The 13,903-nt window shown below is 40.5% G+C and carries 11 protein-coding genes; 6 read left to right on the top strand and 5 right to left on the bottom strand.

Features of this window, described 5'->3' with window-relative positions; all coding sequences use genetic code 11:
* Window positions 1–40 precede the first annotated feature (40 nt).
* The 4 genes from H9Y05_RS10120 to H9Y05_RS10105 all read left to right on the top strand — a co-directional run bounded on the left by H9Y05_RS10120 (window position 41) and on the right by H9Y05_RS10105 (window position 4,110).
* Complete coding sequence (locus H9Y05_RS10120; protein WP_163491691.1) at window positions 41–616, top strand: YqgE/AlgH family protein; 576 nt, start codon at window positions 41–43, stop codon at window positions 614–616.
* A 134-nt stretch (window positions 617–750) separates the two neighbouring features.
* Window positions 751–1,287, top strand: a complete 537-nt coding sequence (locus tag H9Y05_RS10115) for an SRPBCC family protein (protein WP_163491692.1) — start codon at window positions 751–753, stop codon at window positions 1,285–1,287.
* A 34-nt stretch (window positions 1,288–1,321) separates the two neighbouring features.
* Window positions 1,322–2,935: an apolipoprotein N-acyltransferase gene (gene lnt / locus H9Y05_RS10110; protein ID WP_216714210.1), complete on the top strand. Its 1,614-nt coding sequence runs from the start codon at window positions 1,322–1,324 to the stop codon at window positions 2,933–2,935.
* Window positions 2,936–2,967: 32 nt separating this feature from the next.
* Window positions 2,968–4,110 carry an imelysin family protein gene (locus H9Y05_RS10105; RefSeq protein WP_216714209.1) on the top strand — a complete coding sequence of 381 codons (1,143 nt, stop codon included), beginning with the start codon at window positions 2,968–2,970 and terminating at the stop codon, window positions 4,108–4,110.
* A gap of 9 nt (window positions 4,111–4,119) precedes the next feature.
* Here H9Y05_RS10105 and H9Y05_RS10100 read toward each other — a convergent pair whose 3' ends face one another.
* Entirely contained in the window at window positions 4,120–4,938 is an 819-nt protein-coding gene (locus tag H9Y05_RS10100; protein ID WP_163491695.1) for a hypothetical protein, read from the bottom strand.
* Entirely contained in the window at window positions 4,935–6,896 is a 1,962-nt protein-coding gene (locus H9Y05_RS10095) for a hypothetical protein (RefSeq protein WP_216714208.1), read from the bottom strand. The genes H9Y05_RS10100 and H9Y05_RS10095 overlap by 4 nt, the downstream gene beginning before the upstream one ends.
* Window positions 6,897–7,053: 157 nt before the next feature.
* Between H9Y05_RS10095 and H9Y05_RS10090 the strand changes: the two genes are divergently transcribed.
* Window positions 7,054–7,836, top strand: coding sequence for a DUF3108 domain-containing protein (locus tag H9Y05_RS10090; protein WP_163491697.1), 783 nt, complete (start codon window positions 7,054–7,056; stop codon window positions 7,834–7,836).
* Between the two features lie 187 nt (window positions 7,837–8,023).
* Here the strand turns inward: H9Y05_RS10090 and H9Y05_RS10085 are convergent, their stop codons facing one another.
* Both H9Y05_RS10085 and H9Y05_RS10080 read right to left on the bottom strand, forming a co-directional pair.
* Window positions 8,024–9,121: an OmpA family protein gene (locus tag H9Y05_RS10085; protein WP_216714207.1), complete on the bottom strand. Its 1,098-nt coding sequence runs from the start codon at window positions 9,119–9,121 to the stop codon at window positions 8,024–8,026.
* A gap of 201 nt (window positions 9,122–9,322) precedes the next feature.
* Window positions 9,323–11,203 carry a RecQ family ATP-dependent DNA helicase gene (locus tag H9Y05_RS10080; RefSeq protein WP_216714206.1) on the bottom strand — a complete coding sequence of 627 codons (1,881 nt, stop codon included), beginning with the start codon at window positions 11,201–11,203 and terminating at the stop codon, window positions 9,323–9,325.
* Between the two features lie 104 nt (window positions 11,204–11,307).
* Between H9Y05_RS10080 and H9Y05_RS10075 the strand changes: the two genes are divergently transcribed.
* Window positions 11,308–12,378 (top strand): branched-chain amino acid aminotransferase, encoded by a 1,071-nt coding sequence (locus H9Y05_RS10075; protein WP_163491700.1) that lies wholly within the window; start codon window positions 11,308–11,310, stop codon window positions 12,376–12,378.
* Window positions 12,379–12,472: 94 nt separating this feature from the next.
* Here H9Y05_RS10075 and H9Y05_RS10070 read toward each other — a convergent pair whose 3' ends face one another.
* The gene (locus H9Y05_RS10070; protein ID WP_163491701.1) at window positions 12,473–13,750 is read right to left on the bottom strand and encodes a hemolysin family protein; all 1,278 of its coding nucleotides are present in this window, start codon (window positions 13,748–13,750) and stop codon (window positions 12,473–12,475) included.
* Window positions 13,751–13,903: the final 153 nt, after the last annotated feature.

Here is a 13,903-nt window from a genome sequence, read left to right as displayed (position 1 = left end):
AAAAACTATATTTGACAACGATCGCGTTATCATGGACAAGATGGACTTTTCATTTAAAAACAGCAACACTCCTCACAAAGGAACCTTATTACTTTCTGATCCGTTCGAAATGGATGTGCATTTCACACGCTCCGTTATTTTGATTTGTAATCACGACGAGGAGGGGACATTCGGCTTTGTGTTAAATAATTACATTGACCTGAGCGCGAAAGAATTGAATGAAGACCTGGAAACATATACCGGAAGAGTTAGTATCGGAGGGCCGGTAGATAAAACAAATTTATACTACATTCATTCTTTTGGTTCGGAAATAGAAGGAAGCGAACAAATTACCGGAGAACTGTATTTCGGAGGAAATTTCGAAGCGATAATTGAACGGTTGAAATCGGATCCTGCGAACGCATCAAAGGTACGGTTTTTTATCGGCTATTCAGGATGGAGCGGGGAGCAATTAGCAGAAGAGTTGACACAGAATTCCTGGATTGTTGTTACCAATCACTCCATAGAACAGATTATGGATACACATACCGATGCCCTGTGGAAAGAACTCATGGCACAGCAGGGAACCAAATTCAGGTTATTGGCTGATTTTCCGCTCAATCCGGAGAATAATTAGTTCTACGGAAGAATGCCTGTAATGTTGAACTACATTTTTCGGGTGTTGATCTAAAAAATAAGAGGGACAATCGAAAAGATAGCGGGCAGAAAGGACGATCGTTTTACATTTGTTTTACTAAAACGAAAAATTACATGAAACTGCTCAAATCATCTCTGCTGTTATTGGCCTTGTCCGTAATGGTGATGTTGGTGGTTTTACTATTTGCAAAAAAAGAATATTCCTTTCAGAAAGAAATGCGCATAAGAAGTAGTTCCTCTGATGTTTACAACTGCCTGAAATTTCTCAAAAACCAGGAAAAATACAATGAATGGATCAACCAGGATGAAACAACTGAGAAACAGTATGTTGGAGAAGACGGGACGGAACAGGCGCAATTCAAGTGGAAAAGTAACAGCTCATACCTTCGTTCCGGGACGCAAACCTTGACAAATCTGGTATATCCGGAACGGATTGAAAGTGAATTTGTCGTTGATTCTCCATATAATATCGTATCCAATCAGTATTTTTTGATCAAAGAGGAAAAAGATGCTACGGTATTAACCTGGAAACTGAATATCCATTTTCCGTTTCCCTACAATATTGTGATTCTCTCGGATGATTTTGAAAGTGTGTTGATCAGCTCTATGGACAAGAGTTTGTTAAATGTCAGGAAAGCGTTAGAAAAATAGGATAATATAAATAGAACAATTACATTTGTTCACTATGAGATTAACACGTGTTCAACGCTATCTTTTCAGCATTCTGTCCGGAGTGTTGATGGTACTTTCTTTTCCTTATACAGGAAGCCTTACACCAGTCATTTTCCTTGCATGGATTCCACTTCTGCTGGTCGAAGATACGGTTAGCAGTCAGCGCTATAAATCCTGGAAAGTTTTCATTCAATCATACTTTACTTTTCTTATCTATAACATTGGGGCGACCTGGTGGATTTGGAATGCGGATCTGAACGGGGCAATCATGGCGTTTTTGCTTAACTCCTTGTTGATGGCGCTTGCCTTTCTGTTGTTCCACATCATCAAAAAGCGATTGGGAAGCAGGATTGGTTACGCTGCATTTCTTACTGTTTGGATCGGGTTTGAGTTTTTACACTATCACTGGGAACTTTCATGGCCGTGGCTGACGATGGGAAATGTTTTTTCCATCACACCATCATGGGTTCAGTGGTATGAATATACTGGTGTATTGGGAGGAAGTTTGTGGGTGTTGGGAGTCAATCTGTTGATTTTTAAATTGATCAGGAACTATCTCTCAGCATCACAAAACCGGAAATTAAACCCGAAAGCCATTGCTGTGCCGGTCATTGTATTTCTGTTCCCTTTGTCCATGTCTTTATGGATGTACAGCGTGGCAGAAGATGAAGGGATCGCGGCAGAAGTGGTTGTTACGCAACCCAATATTGATCCCTATCAAAAGTTTACGACAATCGGACCTGCTCAGCAGTTGTACAGAATTGCAGATATTGCAGACAATGCAATAACAGACCGTACAAAGCTGGTTATAGCTCCTGAAACAGCGATTCCTGTTTCATTTGATGAAGCGGTGATTAACTATGACCCGGGCTATGAAATCCTGAAAGAACGCATGGAAAACTGGGGAAATACACAATTGCTTATCGGTGCTTCAACAGAGCGAAGATTTGAAAAAAAGGTTTCCAGGGCAGCTAAAAAAGATCCATACGGAGGAACGGGGTTCGTGGAGTTTTATAATTCTTCTTTGTTGATGGGCAATGAAATTCAACCTAAAATTATCCATAAATCGAAATTGGTGCTGGGCGCAGAGAAAGTGCCTTTTTCACACTGGTTTCCTTTTCTGGAAGACATGTCAATTAATTTGGGAGGAACTTCCGGAACACTGGGAGTGGAGCCCCAACCTAAAAATATAACAAACGGTTTCTTTCCGTTTACGCCAAGTATTTGCTATGAATCCATTTACGGAGAGTTCACCGCACGACAAACCCGTTTGGGATCCAAAGCCATTTTTATCATTACGAATGACGGATGGTGGGGAGATACACCGGGATACAAACAACATTTCAGTTTCGCCCGACTGCGTGCAATTGAAAACCGAAAATCTGTAGCCCGTTCTGCAAATACAGGAACAAGCGGATTCATCAACCAACGCGGAGATGTTGTCCAATCCTCTAAATGGTGGACAATTACCGCATTAAAAGGAAATGTATTTTTAAATGAAAAGAAGACATTGTACATGCGAACAGGAGATATTCTGGGGCGTGTCGCATTTGTTTCCTCTGTTGTCATCCTGTTATTTGCTATTTTTGGAAATACGATGCGCCAGAAAAAATTAAAATCAGTTTAAACGGATGAGCGTCCTATAAACCATACTATTAAATGAAAAAGAGACAAATTATATCATTTGTTTTAATTGCTACTGCCAGCTTTTTTATGAGTTCTTCCTGTAAGAAGAAGCAAGATGAACAAACAGCGTATACGTACCAGGTTTCACGTCTGAAACCGGCGTACTATAAAACCCAAAGAATGTTACTGCAAAACTTCCAGGCGGCGGTCGGTGAGTTGAAGATTCATACAAATGCGTTTTATAGTCTGTCGGGTCAAAGTTATCTGGAAGCCTGCAGAGAAAGATGGAAAACGGCATATGAACAGTTCGTTCTGCTTGGGCCTTATACACGTGGTTATGCAACAGTTGACATCGGTTATGATGCGACGAAACAGTTGATACAAGTATATCCGATCAACTACCGGTATGTTGATTATGCGGAAGATAGCCCTAATGGTGGGATTATTAATGATGTGGATAATTACCCGACGATTCAATTCCTGAATACATTGCATCAGGTTGGAGGAGAACAAAATTGTACGATTGGTTTTCATGTTCTTGAGTTCTTGCTGTGGGGAGAAGACCTTTCTCTTACTGGTCCCGGGAATACCAGAGATTATAAAGACTATGTGACCGGCGGAGGCGGAATAAACGTCAACAGAAGGAGATCATTTCTGGATGAGTCCATGAACCGGTTCTCAATCACTGTTCAGGAGTTAAACGTGGATGAAAATTACGAAAGAAGTGTAAAAAACATGGACAGTAAATCGTTCATGTTTTTGATGGTTGGCTCTTTGCAACAGTTTATTAAAGACGAACTTGTAGAAAAAGACATCCGGCTGCCGTTGACAACGCAAAATCATCATCTTGAAATATGTGATTACTCAGATCACACGTTAACAATTTTAAAAAAGAAGATACAGGCTATTCGCTATGCATTAGACGGAGGAACATTGTTTAATGGAAATGGGGGCACGGATTACTTCTTACTGGACTTCATTTCTGAAGTGATACCGGATGAAGCTACTAAAATTAAAAATCAGTTAGACGCCATTGATGCCGATTTCAGTGGAATTACCATGACTTTTGAAAATGCGGTTATAGACCCTGCGGCGGCTGCGAAATTGCAGGCGATCGCAGATAAATTAATGATCATCCATGGAAGCCTGGATGTGTTGCTGGCAAAGTTTAAGTAAGGATTGCAACTAAAAATGACAGGTTATACCAAGATTCAGAGAGATTGCAACTAAGTTTTTTCGCCTGATTGTATAGTAATAATCTTCGTTGTCCAGTAATTCCATCCGATCCGATATGGTGTAGTTACTCCCTTTCAGCATGAATGTCCCGGAGTACCGCAACCCGGAATAAAATGAAAAGTGCTCTGAAAGCGGAATACGGAATTTGAAACCTGTTTGCAGGGAGATCCCATACATTGGTTTCCAGTTATATTGTGTGTCAAAATAGTCGATTTGACTGTCGTTGGATGCGGAAACTTCTTCCCCGTAAGCGTATAGTTCGTTAATGGAGTAATGGTACCGGTCGTTTATCAGTGTGGAAATTGTTACCCCCAATCCCAGGTCGTATGAAAATCCGATCCCAAGGATTCCTTGTTTTGTTGAAAACTCAAACTGAGGGCCAATTGTATAATTCCGAAACTTTAACGCCTCCATTTTTAATTGGATTGAATCAACGGACTTGTCAGCCTGATTGACCGGGTAAATGTTTGTATAAAAAGAGGGCGTGGTGGTGAGGTAATCTTTTGTGGAGAATGCCACTCCCAGTCCGAATTGTTTTGTCAGAATTCGATTGTATGCAACTGCAACCCCGTAATTGATATAATCTTTTCCCGCGATCATCTGGTCACCTTTCCGTTTATAATAGGCGTCATTGAACGTTCCGGACAAGAGTGGGATATTTCCGTGAACCGTCAGGTCAACCATGTTTTTAGAAGATAAGAATCCCTTTTGATTAAAACAAATAGCCGGTGTCAGCATGAACAGAAGTATAAAAAGTGAGTATTTCATGGATGAACTAAATTTAGCGTCGTATTTAAAATGTCATTATGCAGATTGTACTTCGAAAATGAATCATTGTATTTTCTGTTGATGTGATTAACCATTTCCCCCGTCTCTGCGTTGAATAAGAAAACGATCGTCTGTGTTTTGTGTCCCCTGAAAAAAAGTTCCGGCAATACATAGGGAAGGGTTACCCCGACCAACCCGATTAAATGAAATCCCCTCAATTTCGGTCGGTATGCGTGATTGTAAAATCCGAATCCGAGCAGGGCGTTTTGATCAGAAAGTGCCTGACGGACAATGTCTGTTGATTTGATTGGCAGCACAGGTGAGTTGAAACGCGTGTGGTAATATTGTTGGAAAAAGGTATAATTGATCTGGTATTTCTGCTGATAGTCATCGAGCGTATAGATTTGCTTAGAATGAGCAATGCGAATATTGTGTTTCGTTAACGAACTGTTTAACTGATCAATCGAAATTTTAGCCTGTTGCTTCTGATTCTGTGCCCTTCCTTTTTTGTACGTATTGGTAGAAAAGAGTTTGTATGCCACCGGTTTGTTTGCATAATTTGTAGTGGAACCGGCCAATGAATCAGAGAACAGTCGTTTTATTGCCGGATCTGATACAACGTCAGGAAGCATAAACAGGTGGTAGTTTTTCAATGTATCGGTTGCATTGACAGATGAACCGGCGTTATTGTTTCTGACGGATTGATAGGTTACGGTATAAAATTGATTCAAAGAAAACTCATTGTGTTTACGGGACAAGCGGATGAGGTCTTTCAGAACGTTTGTATACAGCACCGATTCCGGCGATTTCTTCAACTGGTCGTAGGTGTGCCTGAATCCAAATGCAAGTATGGCAGAAGGACGTTGTCGTTTGATATACCTTGAAAAATAAGCGCCATCATTATCCGATACCTGGTATTCTGTAAAATCGACTTTTTCAATTTCATTACTGCGATCTTTCGCCACTCCCCACCAGGCTAATACCTTCATCGTGTGGAGGTATTCATTTGAAAATCCGGACGATTCCAACACGTAAATTTCGTACAATGCAGAAATGAATTCAGCGTTCATGATCCGCAGGTTTACAGACTCCATGCGCCCGCATTCAACGATTTTATTAAAAAGTGAACCATTTACCAGGTACATGGATGACACCTGGTCGGAGGAAGAGGAGGTACCTGTTTCCCACTTGTTTTTTCGCGCGGTAATTTCAGGGAACTGTTTTTCAGGAGCGTACAACCGTGGTTTGGGATTCACAACGGCCGTGTATTCGACCTGGGGAACAAATACATTTCCTTGATTGAAGTAATTCCAGTCAAACGGTTTTTCCAGAAACGGTGCGTCTTTATACAGGAGTATATCGTACGAAGACAACAAGTTGTGCTGAGCGTATCCTTTGGAAGTCAATTGGTCAATGACTTTTTTTTCGACGGACTCCAATTGTTCATTGGAGTAAGTTCCGACAAGTGAGATCAACTTTTCAAGCGTGAGGATTCCTGCATTTTTATAGTGTTGATCTGAATGGTCGAATGGGCTGAGTTCCAGCTCCCGCAATAAGAAAAATGCCAGTTGAGATTCGTCGGATAGCCGGCTGATCAGTCCGGTGGTGATAAATAAATCGCCGTGCTCATTGGAAAATGTTCCGATCGAATTGCTTCTGACAGTATATACATTTATTGCGTTCCCGCTTATTGTACGGATTAATTGCGTACAGTAATCCGAAACTGGATCCCCAAACACAATCATGTTGGAGGTGTAGATTAATTCCAAAGCAGATTGCTTGTCTAACTTGTTGAGGTATTGCCAGGAAGTAATATCAGGAATCAGGTATGCTTCATGTGTTTGTTTGCTTAAAAAACCGGGAATCTCACCGGACGCTTCAAGGAGGGTTGTTTTTTCCTGACTGATTGAAAATGAAGTACAATAGAGTAGAATAGTAATAGAAATAAAAATTTTCATGTGTGTGTTTTACATTTAGCTTCAGTGGACTCAAATATACGAATCTTTATTCAGATACGTATTAATAGAAGGCAAAGGGGGATTTGTGAGTTGTTTTTTGTCTGTACAATTAGTTTGGCACACGCTTTGATTCACCTTTTTTGTAAAATTTTGAACCATGAGAAAGTTAACTTTATTTATTGGATTAGTGGGAGTTGCTTTAGGAATGACGAGTTCGGGAATTAAATACCCCACCATCAAAAACTCTGCTTTTCAGGCAGGAGAGGTATTGCGTTACAGAGTGACCTATGGTTTTGTAGATGCCGGAGAGGCGATTATGGAAGTGAAGAGCACTTCCCGGAAAGGAGCAAACAGACCGCTGTACCATGTTGTCGGAACCGGCCGTACATTGGGAGGATTCAATGCTGTGTATAAAGTTCGCGATGTATATGAGTCCTATATTGATCAAAAGTCAATCATGCCCTGGTTTTTTGAACGGGATGTGAACGAAGGAGGATATAAAATCAATCAATCGTATACCTTCTCACAAGATAAGTCGACGGTGCACAACGGGGAAAAATCCTTCAGCACGCCAATGGGAGTGCAGGATATGATCTCTTCTTTTTATAAAGCAAGAACGCTTGATTTTAACAACATGAAGAAGGGACAGGTGTTTGAATTCAAATGCTTCATGGATGACGAAATTTATAACCTGAAAATCAAATACGTCGGAGATGAAGAGGTGAAAATCCGGAAAGGAAAATTTAAAACACACAAATTTGTTCCCGTAGTTCAGACAGGGCGTTACTTCAAAAATGAAGAAGATGTTCAATTCTGGGTAACAGCCGATGAAAATAAAATTCCCCTGCTGGTAAAAGCAAAAATTCCTGTGGGAGTTGTAAAACTACACTTGGTAGAGTGGAGTGGTTTGAAAAACGAATTGACAAGTAAAGTCAAGTAATTCCCGAGAATATAAAACATAAGTAACCGGAATCTGAAAGGATTCCGGTTTTTTTATACATGTAGGGAAGTTACAAAATCAGTTGATCGCTATATGTTTTGTTGCACAGCACATCATTTCCCGGCATTGAAAATATACAAAAGGGAGAATGAATCACATTCTCCCTTTTGTATATTTTCAATGTGAATTATTTCGATTCTTTGTAAATTGAAGTTTTAATTACAACACGTCTGTTTTTCGCTCTTCCGGAATCTGTGCTGTTGTCAGCAATTGGTCGTGTAGGGCCGTATCCTTCAGATTTCAAACGATTTGCATCAACACCTTTGGAAATCAGGTAATCTTTCACCGCTTTAGCTCTGTCTTTTGACAGCTTCATGTTGAGTTCATCGCTACCGGTGTTGTCTGTATGTCCTTCAACCAAGGCTTCTACTTGCGTGTGTTTTTTCAGAATCTCAGCAACTTTGTCCAATTCCGCATGTGATTCGTTTTTGATGACCGCACTTCCGGTATTGAAGAACACCATTTCAGTCGCTCTTCTCAACGTTTCTATCTCGTCTTTTGAAAGCGGGAATTTCATCAGTGACGTTCCGTTTACATAATAATAAGCGCGTTTGTTGTCGTTCTCTTTCTTTGGTTCTACAACAGATTTTGCTTCATATGTTCCGTCAAATGCTCCCAATACGAAGAAACGCTCTCCTCCCTGAGCAACAAAACTTCCGGTAACTTTTACCCAATTTGCTTTGTCTTCAATAAACTCTTCAAAAACAACCTGTGGTTTCAGAGATAACGCTTTGTTGTTCTTGTTTTCAACTTTATCTTTTGAGAAATAAACACCGAGCCCTTTTACCGCTCTTCCTGATTTGTCAGCAAGGTTGATTTCCAAAGAGAAAATGTACGTTTGACCGGCAATCAATGCGTCTGTCAATTCTCCTTGTAGGTATTCACTGTATAAGCTGTAACTGCTCACATCGGTGATTTCTCTGTTTTCAATTGTTTGGAATAAAGACAGGCGTTGATCGTCATAAAAAGCAGTAAAACCGGCATAGTTTGCCTCGGAAGCTTGTTCCCCCATAAAGTTGTGAGGAATTCCTACACTCGTTTTACAAGCGTCTTTCTGGAACAGGTCTACAGAACCACCGTTTGCATTTGACCAGCCATCCGCTTTGTTAATTTGAGCGCGGTAAGTTGTTTTTTCGGCTCCGTTAAATTCATGATTTTTAATCAAATTTTGAGCCGATACTGATACAGAAGTACCAATAGCCAGGATAAGAATAGATTTTTTCATTTGTCTTTACAGTTTTTTGCAAAGGTATGATAAATAGTGTCTTATTGTGTTTTTTTGAGAGATGAATACCGTATTTTTTTTACTGAATGGTAGTGGTTTTGGTCATATTTTGCCTGTACTAAACGTTTTAGTTAAAATGTTAAAATGTGCTTATTTACCAAGGTTTTTTGTTGAAAAATACCTATGTATGCATATAAAAAATCACCTTAGGAAGTACTTTTCACCGTCAAAATTGATCTGTTCATTCAGCATTAAGGTACGGATTACTTCTTTGAATAATTCAGGATCGGAAAGGAGGTTTCTGATCTCAAACGTTGCTTTGGGGGCATCTTCCAGAAAATCGAGTACTTGTCTTTGGTAATCAGGAAGTGTTAATGTATTCATTTCTGACCTGCAATTATCACACTTCCCGCACGGATCGGAGTCAATTCCGAAGTAACTGATCAATTCCACAGAGCGGCATTGTTTTCCTTCCAGGTAGCGCGCAACCGAAGTCAATTTAGCCGTTGCTATTTCTTTGCGTTCAAAATAAACTTCAGGGCGTATTTCCAGGTAATCATAGGGCATTCGTTCTCTTAAAAACGTGATTGTAGGAGCATCTGATTTCCAGTCAATATCAATGATTCCGGACTTTTCCATGTATTTTAATTGTTTTTCCAGTTCCGACTCATGTATGTTGAGCCGTTTACAAATTTCCCGCTCGTGAATTTCCATGAAGTTATTGAAAATCCCCGGATAGGAGCGGGTTAAGAGAGCCGTTACCGGATAATATGTTTCATGCTGGATCTGGAAATTATACAAGGCGGTATTCCCAACAGCAAATTTAACTTTGGTCGGATGAAAAATGCCTTCAGAAAAGGTGAGCTCACCCAATGCTTCCAAAATTTTCAGAGAATTGTAGCATACCACCGGTGCGATGTCAAATGCTTTTGCGAAAACAGCTAAATTGAATGCATACGTTTCTCCGGCGCCGGAACCGATGGCAACTTTTAAATGATTGCAGATCGCTCTGTACACACGTTTAATCTCATCGATCGGAGGATATTTTTGATTCAACTGCTCCTCCATTTGCTGTAAATCTTCCTGTTGCCAGTAATTGATTGCATGGGCATCCTGACCATCCCGCCCACCTCTTCCTGCCTCCTGGAAATAGGCTTCCAGCGAAGCGGGAAATTCATAATGCAGTACAAAACGAACATCCGGTTTGTCAATTCCCATCCCGAAGGCGTTCGTGGCAACCATCACTTTTAATTCACCTTTCAGCCAGGCGACGAGCATTTTTTGCCGTTCTTCTTTGTTCATTCCTCCGTGATATATGCCGGCAGAAATTCCATTTCGATGCAGGGTTGTTGCTACAAATTTGACTGATTTCCGGGTTTGACAATACACAATTCCCGTTTCATCGCTGCGTGATTTGCAGGTGTCAATAACCGATTGAAGTTTGTTGTGCGACAGGTAGCTACTGTAAATAAGGTTGGGGCGTTCAAACCGTGATTGATGTATTCGCGGATGCTTTAGTTCCAGTCGCTCAATGATTTCCTGTTTGGTGGTTGGTGTTGCTGTTGCGGTTAACGCAATAATCGGGACATGCGGGTGAATTTCACGAAGTTTTTTAATTTCCATAAAACTGGGACGGAAATCATGTCCCCATTCTGAAATACAATGTGCCTCATCCACGACAATCAACCCGACGTTCATTTGCTTGAAACGTTCAATAAACAATTTACTTTGAATCCGTTCGGGTGAAGTATAGAGAAATTTATAGCCATTGAACTTCGCGTTGTCCAGAGTGATGTCCAGTTCCCGGTAACTCATTCCGCTCATGATGGCCTTTGCCATGATCCCTTTAGATTGAAGCGTATTTACCTGGTCTTGCATCAAGGCAATCAACGGTGAAATCACCACCGTAATTCCTTCCCGGATGATTCCCGGCACCTGGAAGCAAATGGATTTACCTCCTCCTGTGGGTAAAAGAGCCAGTACATCGTGCCCATTGATTACATCCTCTATAATGGACTCCTGTCCGGGTCGGAAGGAACGATATCCCCAGTATTTATGCAATGTTTCAAGACGTGTGTTCATGCTTCAATTCTCTTCCAAAATTAAGTTTTTTTATTACTTCCCTTATTGGATGACGTCTTTTTAAGGTTTATTTTTACTATTTTTGTTGCATATCGAAAATAATTATGAAACAAGATTTAATCGAAATAAACATTTCTCACCCTACAACTTCAAAAATCAGTCAGGTGGATTGGGATAACCTGCCGTTTGGAAAAGTTTTTACAGATCACATGTTGGTCATGGATTATAAAAACGGGAAATGGCAATCTCCTGAGATCGTGCCTTTCGGACCAATTCCGATGCATCCGGCAATGTCTGCGATTCATTACGGACAATCTATTTTTGAAGGGATGAAAGCGTATAGCCGGGAGAATGGAGATGTGGTTTTATTTCGCCCGGAAATGAATGCAAAACGGTTTATGGAATCCTGCGAACGGTTATGTATGCCTGCTTTTGATGAGGAACTGTTTGTTGAATTGGTTCGAAAACTCGTTGAAGTAGATAAAAACTGGGTTCCGAAGAAAGAAGGAGCTGCCTTGTACATCCGACCGTTTATTTTCGGGACGGATGAAGCCATCGGAATAAAACCTTCTGACACCTACAAGTTTGTTATTTTCTTGTGTCCGGTAGGTGCGTATTATTCGCAGCCCGTTAATGTTAAAATTGAAGAGTACTATACACGTGCGGCGGCAGGTGGGGTAGGACGTGCAAAAACTGCCGGAAACTACGCAGCAGCATTATATCCTGCAAAAAAAGGGCAGGAAAACGGCTACCATCAGTTGTTGTGGACAGATGCGAAGGAACACAAGTTTATCGAAGAGTCCGGAACAATGAACATTTGTTTTATGATCAACGGGACATTGGTAACACCTTCCGAAGATGAAGACACAATTCTGCGGGGAACAACGAAGAGAACACTTGTCGATGTGGCTGATAAGTGGGGGATCCCTGTAGAAGAACGAAAAGTTTCTGTGGAAGAAATCGTAAAAGCGATTGAGGACGGCACATTGAATGAAGCATTTGGGGCTGGGACGGCAGCAACGATTGCAACAATTGTAAAAATAGGTTACAGAGATGGAGATTTTATCCTTTCAGAACCAACCGAAGATGACTTTTCAATGAAAGCTAAGAAATACCTGGATGACCTGAAAGCAGGAAAGACAGAAGATCCGGACGGATGGTGCCTGGTCGTTTAAATGATTGTACGAATTAAATGAATAAAAGCAAAAAAGGAACCGATATGGTTCCTTTTTTGTTTCGGATGTATCAAATCCGCAATCCGTTCGTTTCTTATGATTCTTTAGTGATCATTATTTTATCAATTCGCTGTCCGTCTTTGTCTACGACTTCCAGTTTTAAATCTTCGTATTCGATAAAATCACCGACATGGAGTAAATCACCTTTCAGGTGGATCATTAATCCTGCGACAGTAGAATATTCGGACTGTACATTTTCATCAACAGCAATGTCGAAGTACTTACAGAAATCAAAAATAGAATACTGACCATCGACGAGCCATGACTGCTCATCCCGTTGAAAGATCTGATACTCATTTTGATCCAGTTCCGTTGCTTCACCCACCAGGGCATCCATCACGTCATCCATGGTCACGATTCCTTGCGTGGAACCATATTCATCTACCACAATTCCGTAGTGCATTTTTTCTTGTTTAAACATTTCCAGTACACGGTAGGCGGACGTTTTTTCATTCAGGTAAAGCGGGTCGCGTAAAATCGATTTCAAATCAAGTTCTCCGGATACGATTGGTGCAAATAAGTCCTTTAGTAAAACAATCCCGAGGATGTTGTCAATATTGTGATTGTCAACCACCGGATAAGCAGAATGTTTGTCGGAATTAATTTTTTCTTTAACGCTGTCCCACGAATCATCAATGTTGAAAAATGTAATATCACTTCGATAGGTCAGTAGAGAATTTACCCGTCTGTCTCCCAACTCAAATACACGTTCTACGATATCTTGTTCAATGTCCTGAATTTCTCCTCCTTCGGCACTTTCGCGAATAATTGACTTGATTTCTTCTTCCGTTACCCTGCTTTCAGCTGTTTTTTTGATCCCCAGAAGACGCAGAATTAAATCGTTGGAAGCAGTGAGTAACCACACAAAAGGAGACGTGAGTATGGAGAGCAGGTACATGGGCTTTGCAAGAAATATCGCGATCGATTCAGGAAAGGTCATTCCCAATCGTTTCGGTAATAATTCACCAAGTACAATGGATAAAAACGTTACCAGGAGTACCACTAATCCTGTTCCCAGTTGATTGGAGAATGGTTTTAATGCCGGAAATTGAGCGAAAAATTCAGCTACGTAATCGGTTAAGTTGTCACCACTGTATACCCCTAATAAAATACCAATGAGTGTGATTCCTATTTGAACAGTAGAAAGGAACCGTGTCGGATTTTCTGATAAATCCAAGGCTGTTTTAGCGCCGCCCTTACCTTGTCTCTTCGCATTTTCAAGCTTGAACTTACGGGAAGATACCATGGCCATTTCTGACATTGAAAAAATCCCGTTTAATAAGATAAGAGCGATAATTATGACTATTTCCATTGAAATATAACTATCGTTTTATTGTGTTAGTAAAGGCAAATATACTGTAAAAACAAATTGGTGGGGCAATAAAATGCAGGAATAAAAAGAAAAGGTTGATTTGTAAAATAAAAAAGGGGCTGAACAGCCCCTTTTCTCTTTTAATTGTATAAA

The organism is Taishania pollutisoli (assembly GCF_014518315.1).
GTDB classification, from domain to species: domain Bacteria; phylum Bacteroidota; class Bacteroidia; order Flavobacteriales_D; family Crocinitomicaceae; genus Taishania; species Taishania pollutisoli.
Note: the sequence above shows the minus strand (reverse complement) of the source record. Positions and strands in the feature narration are given on the sequence as shown.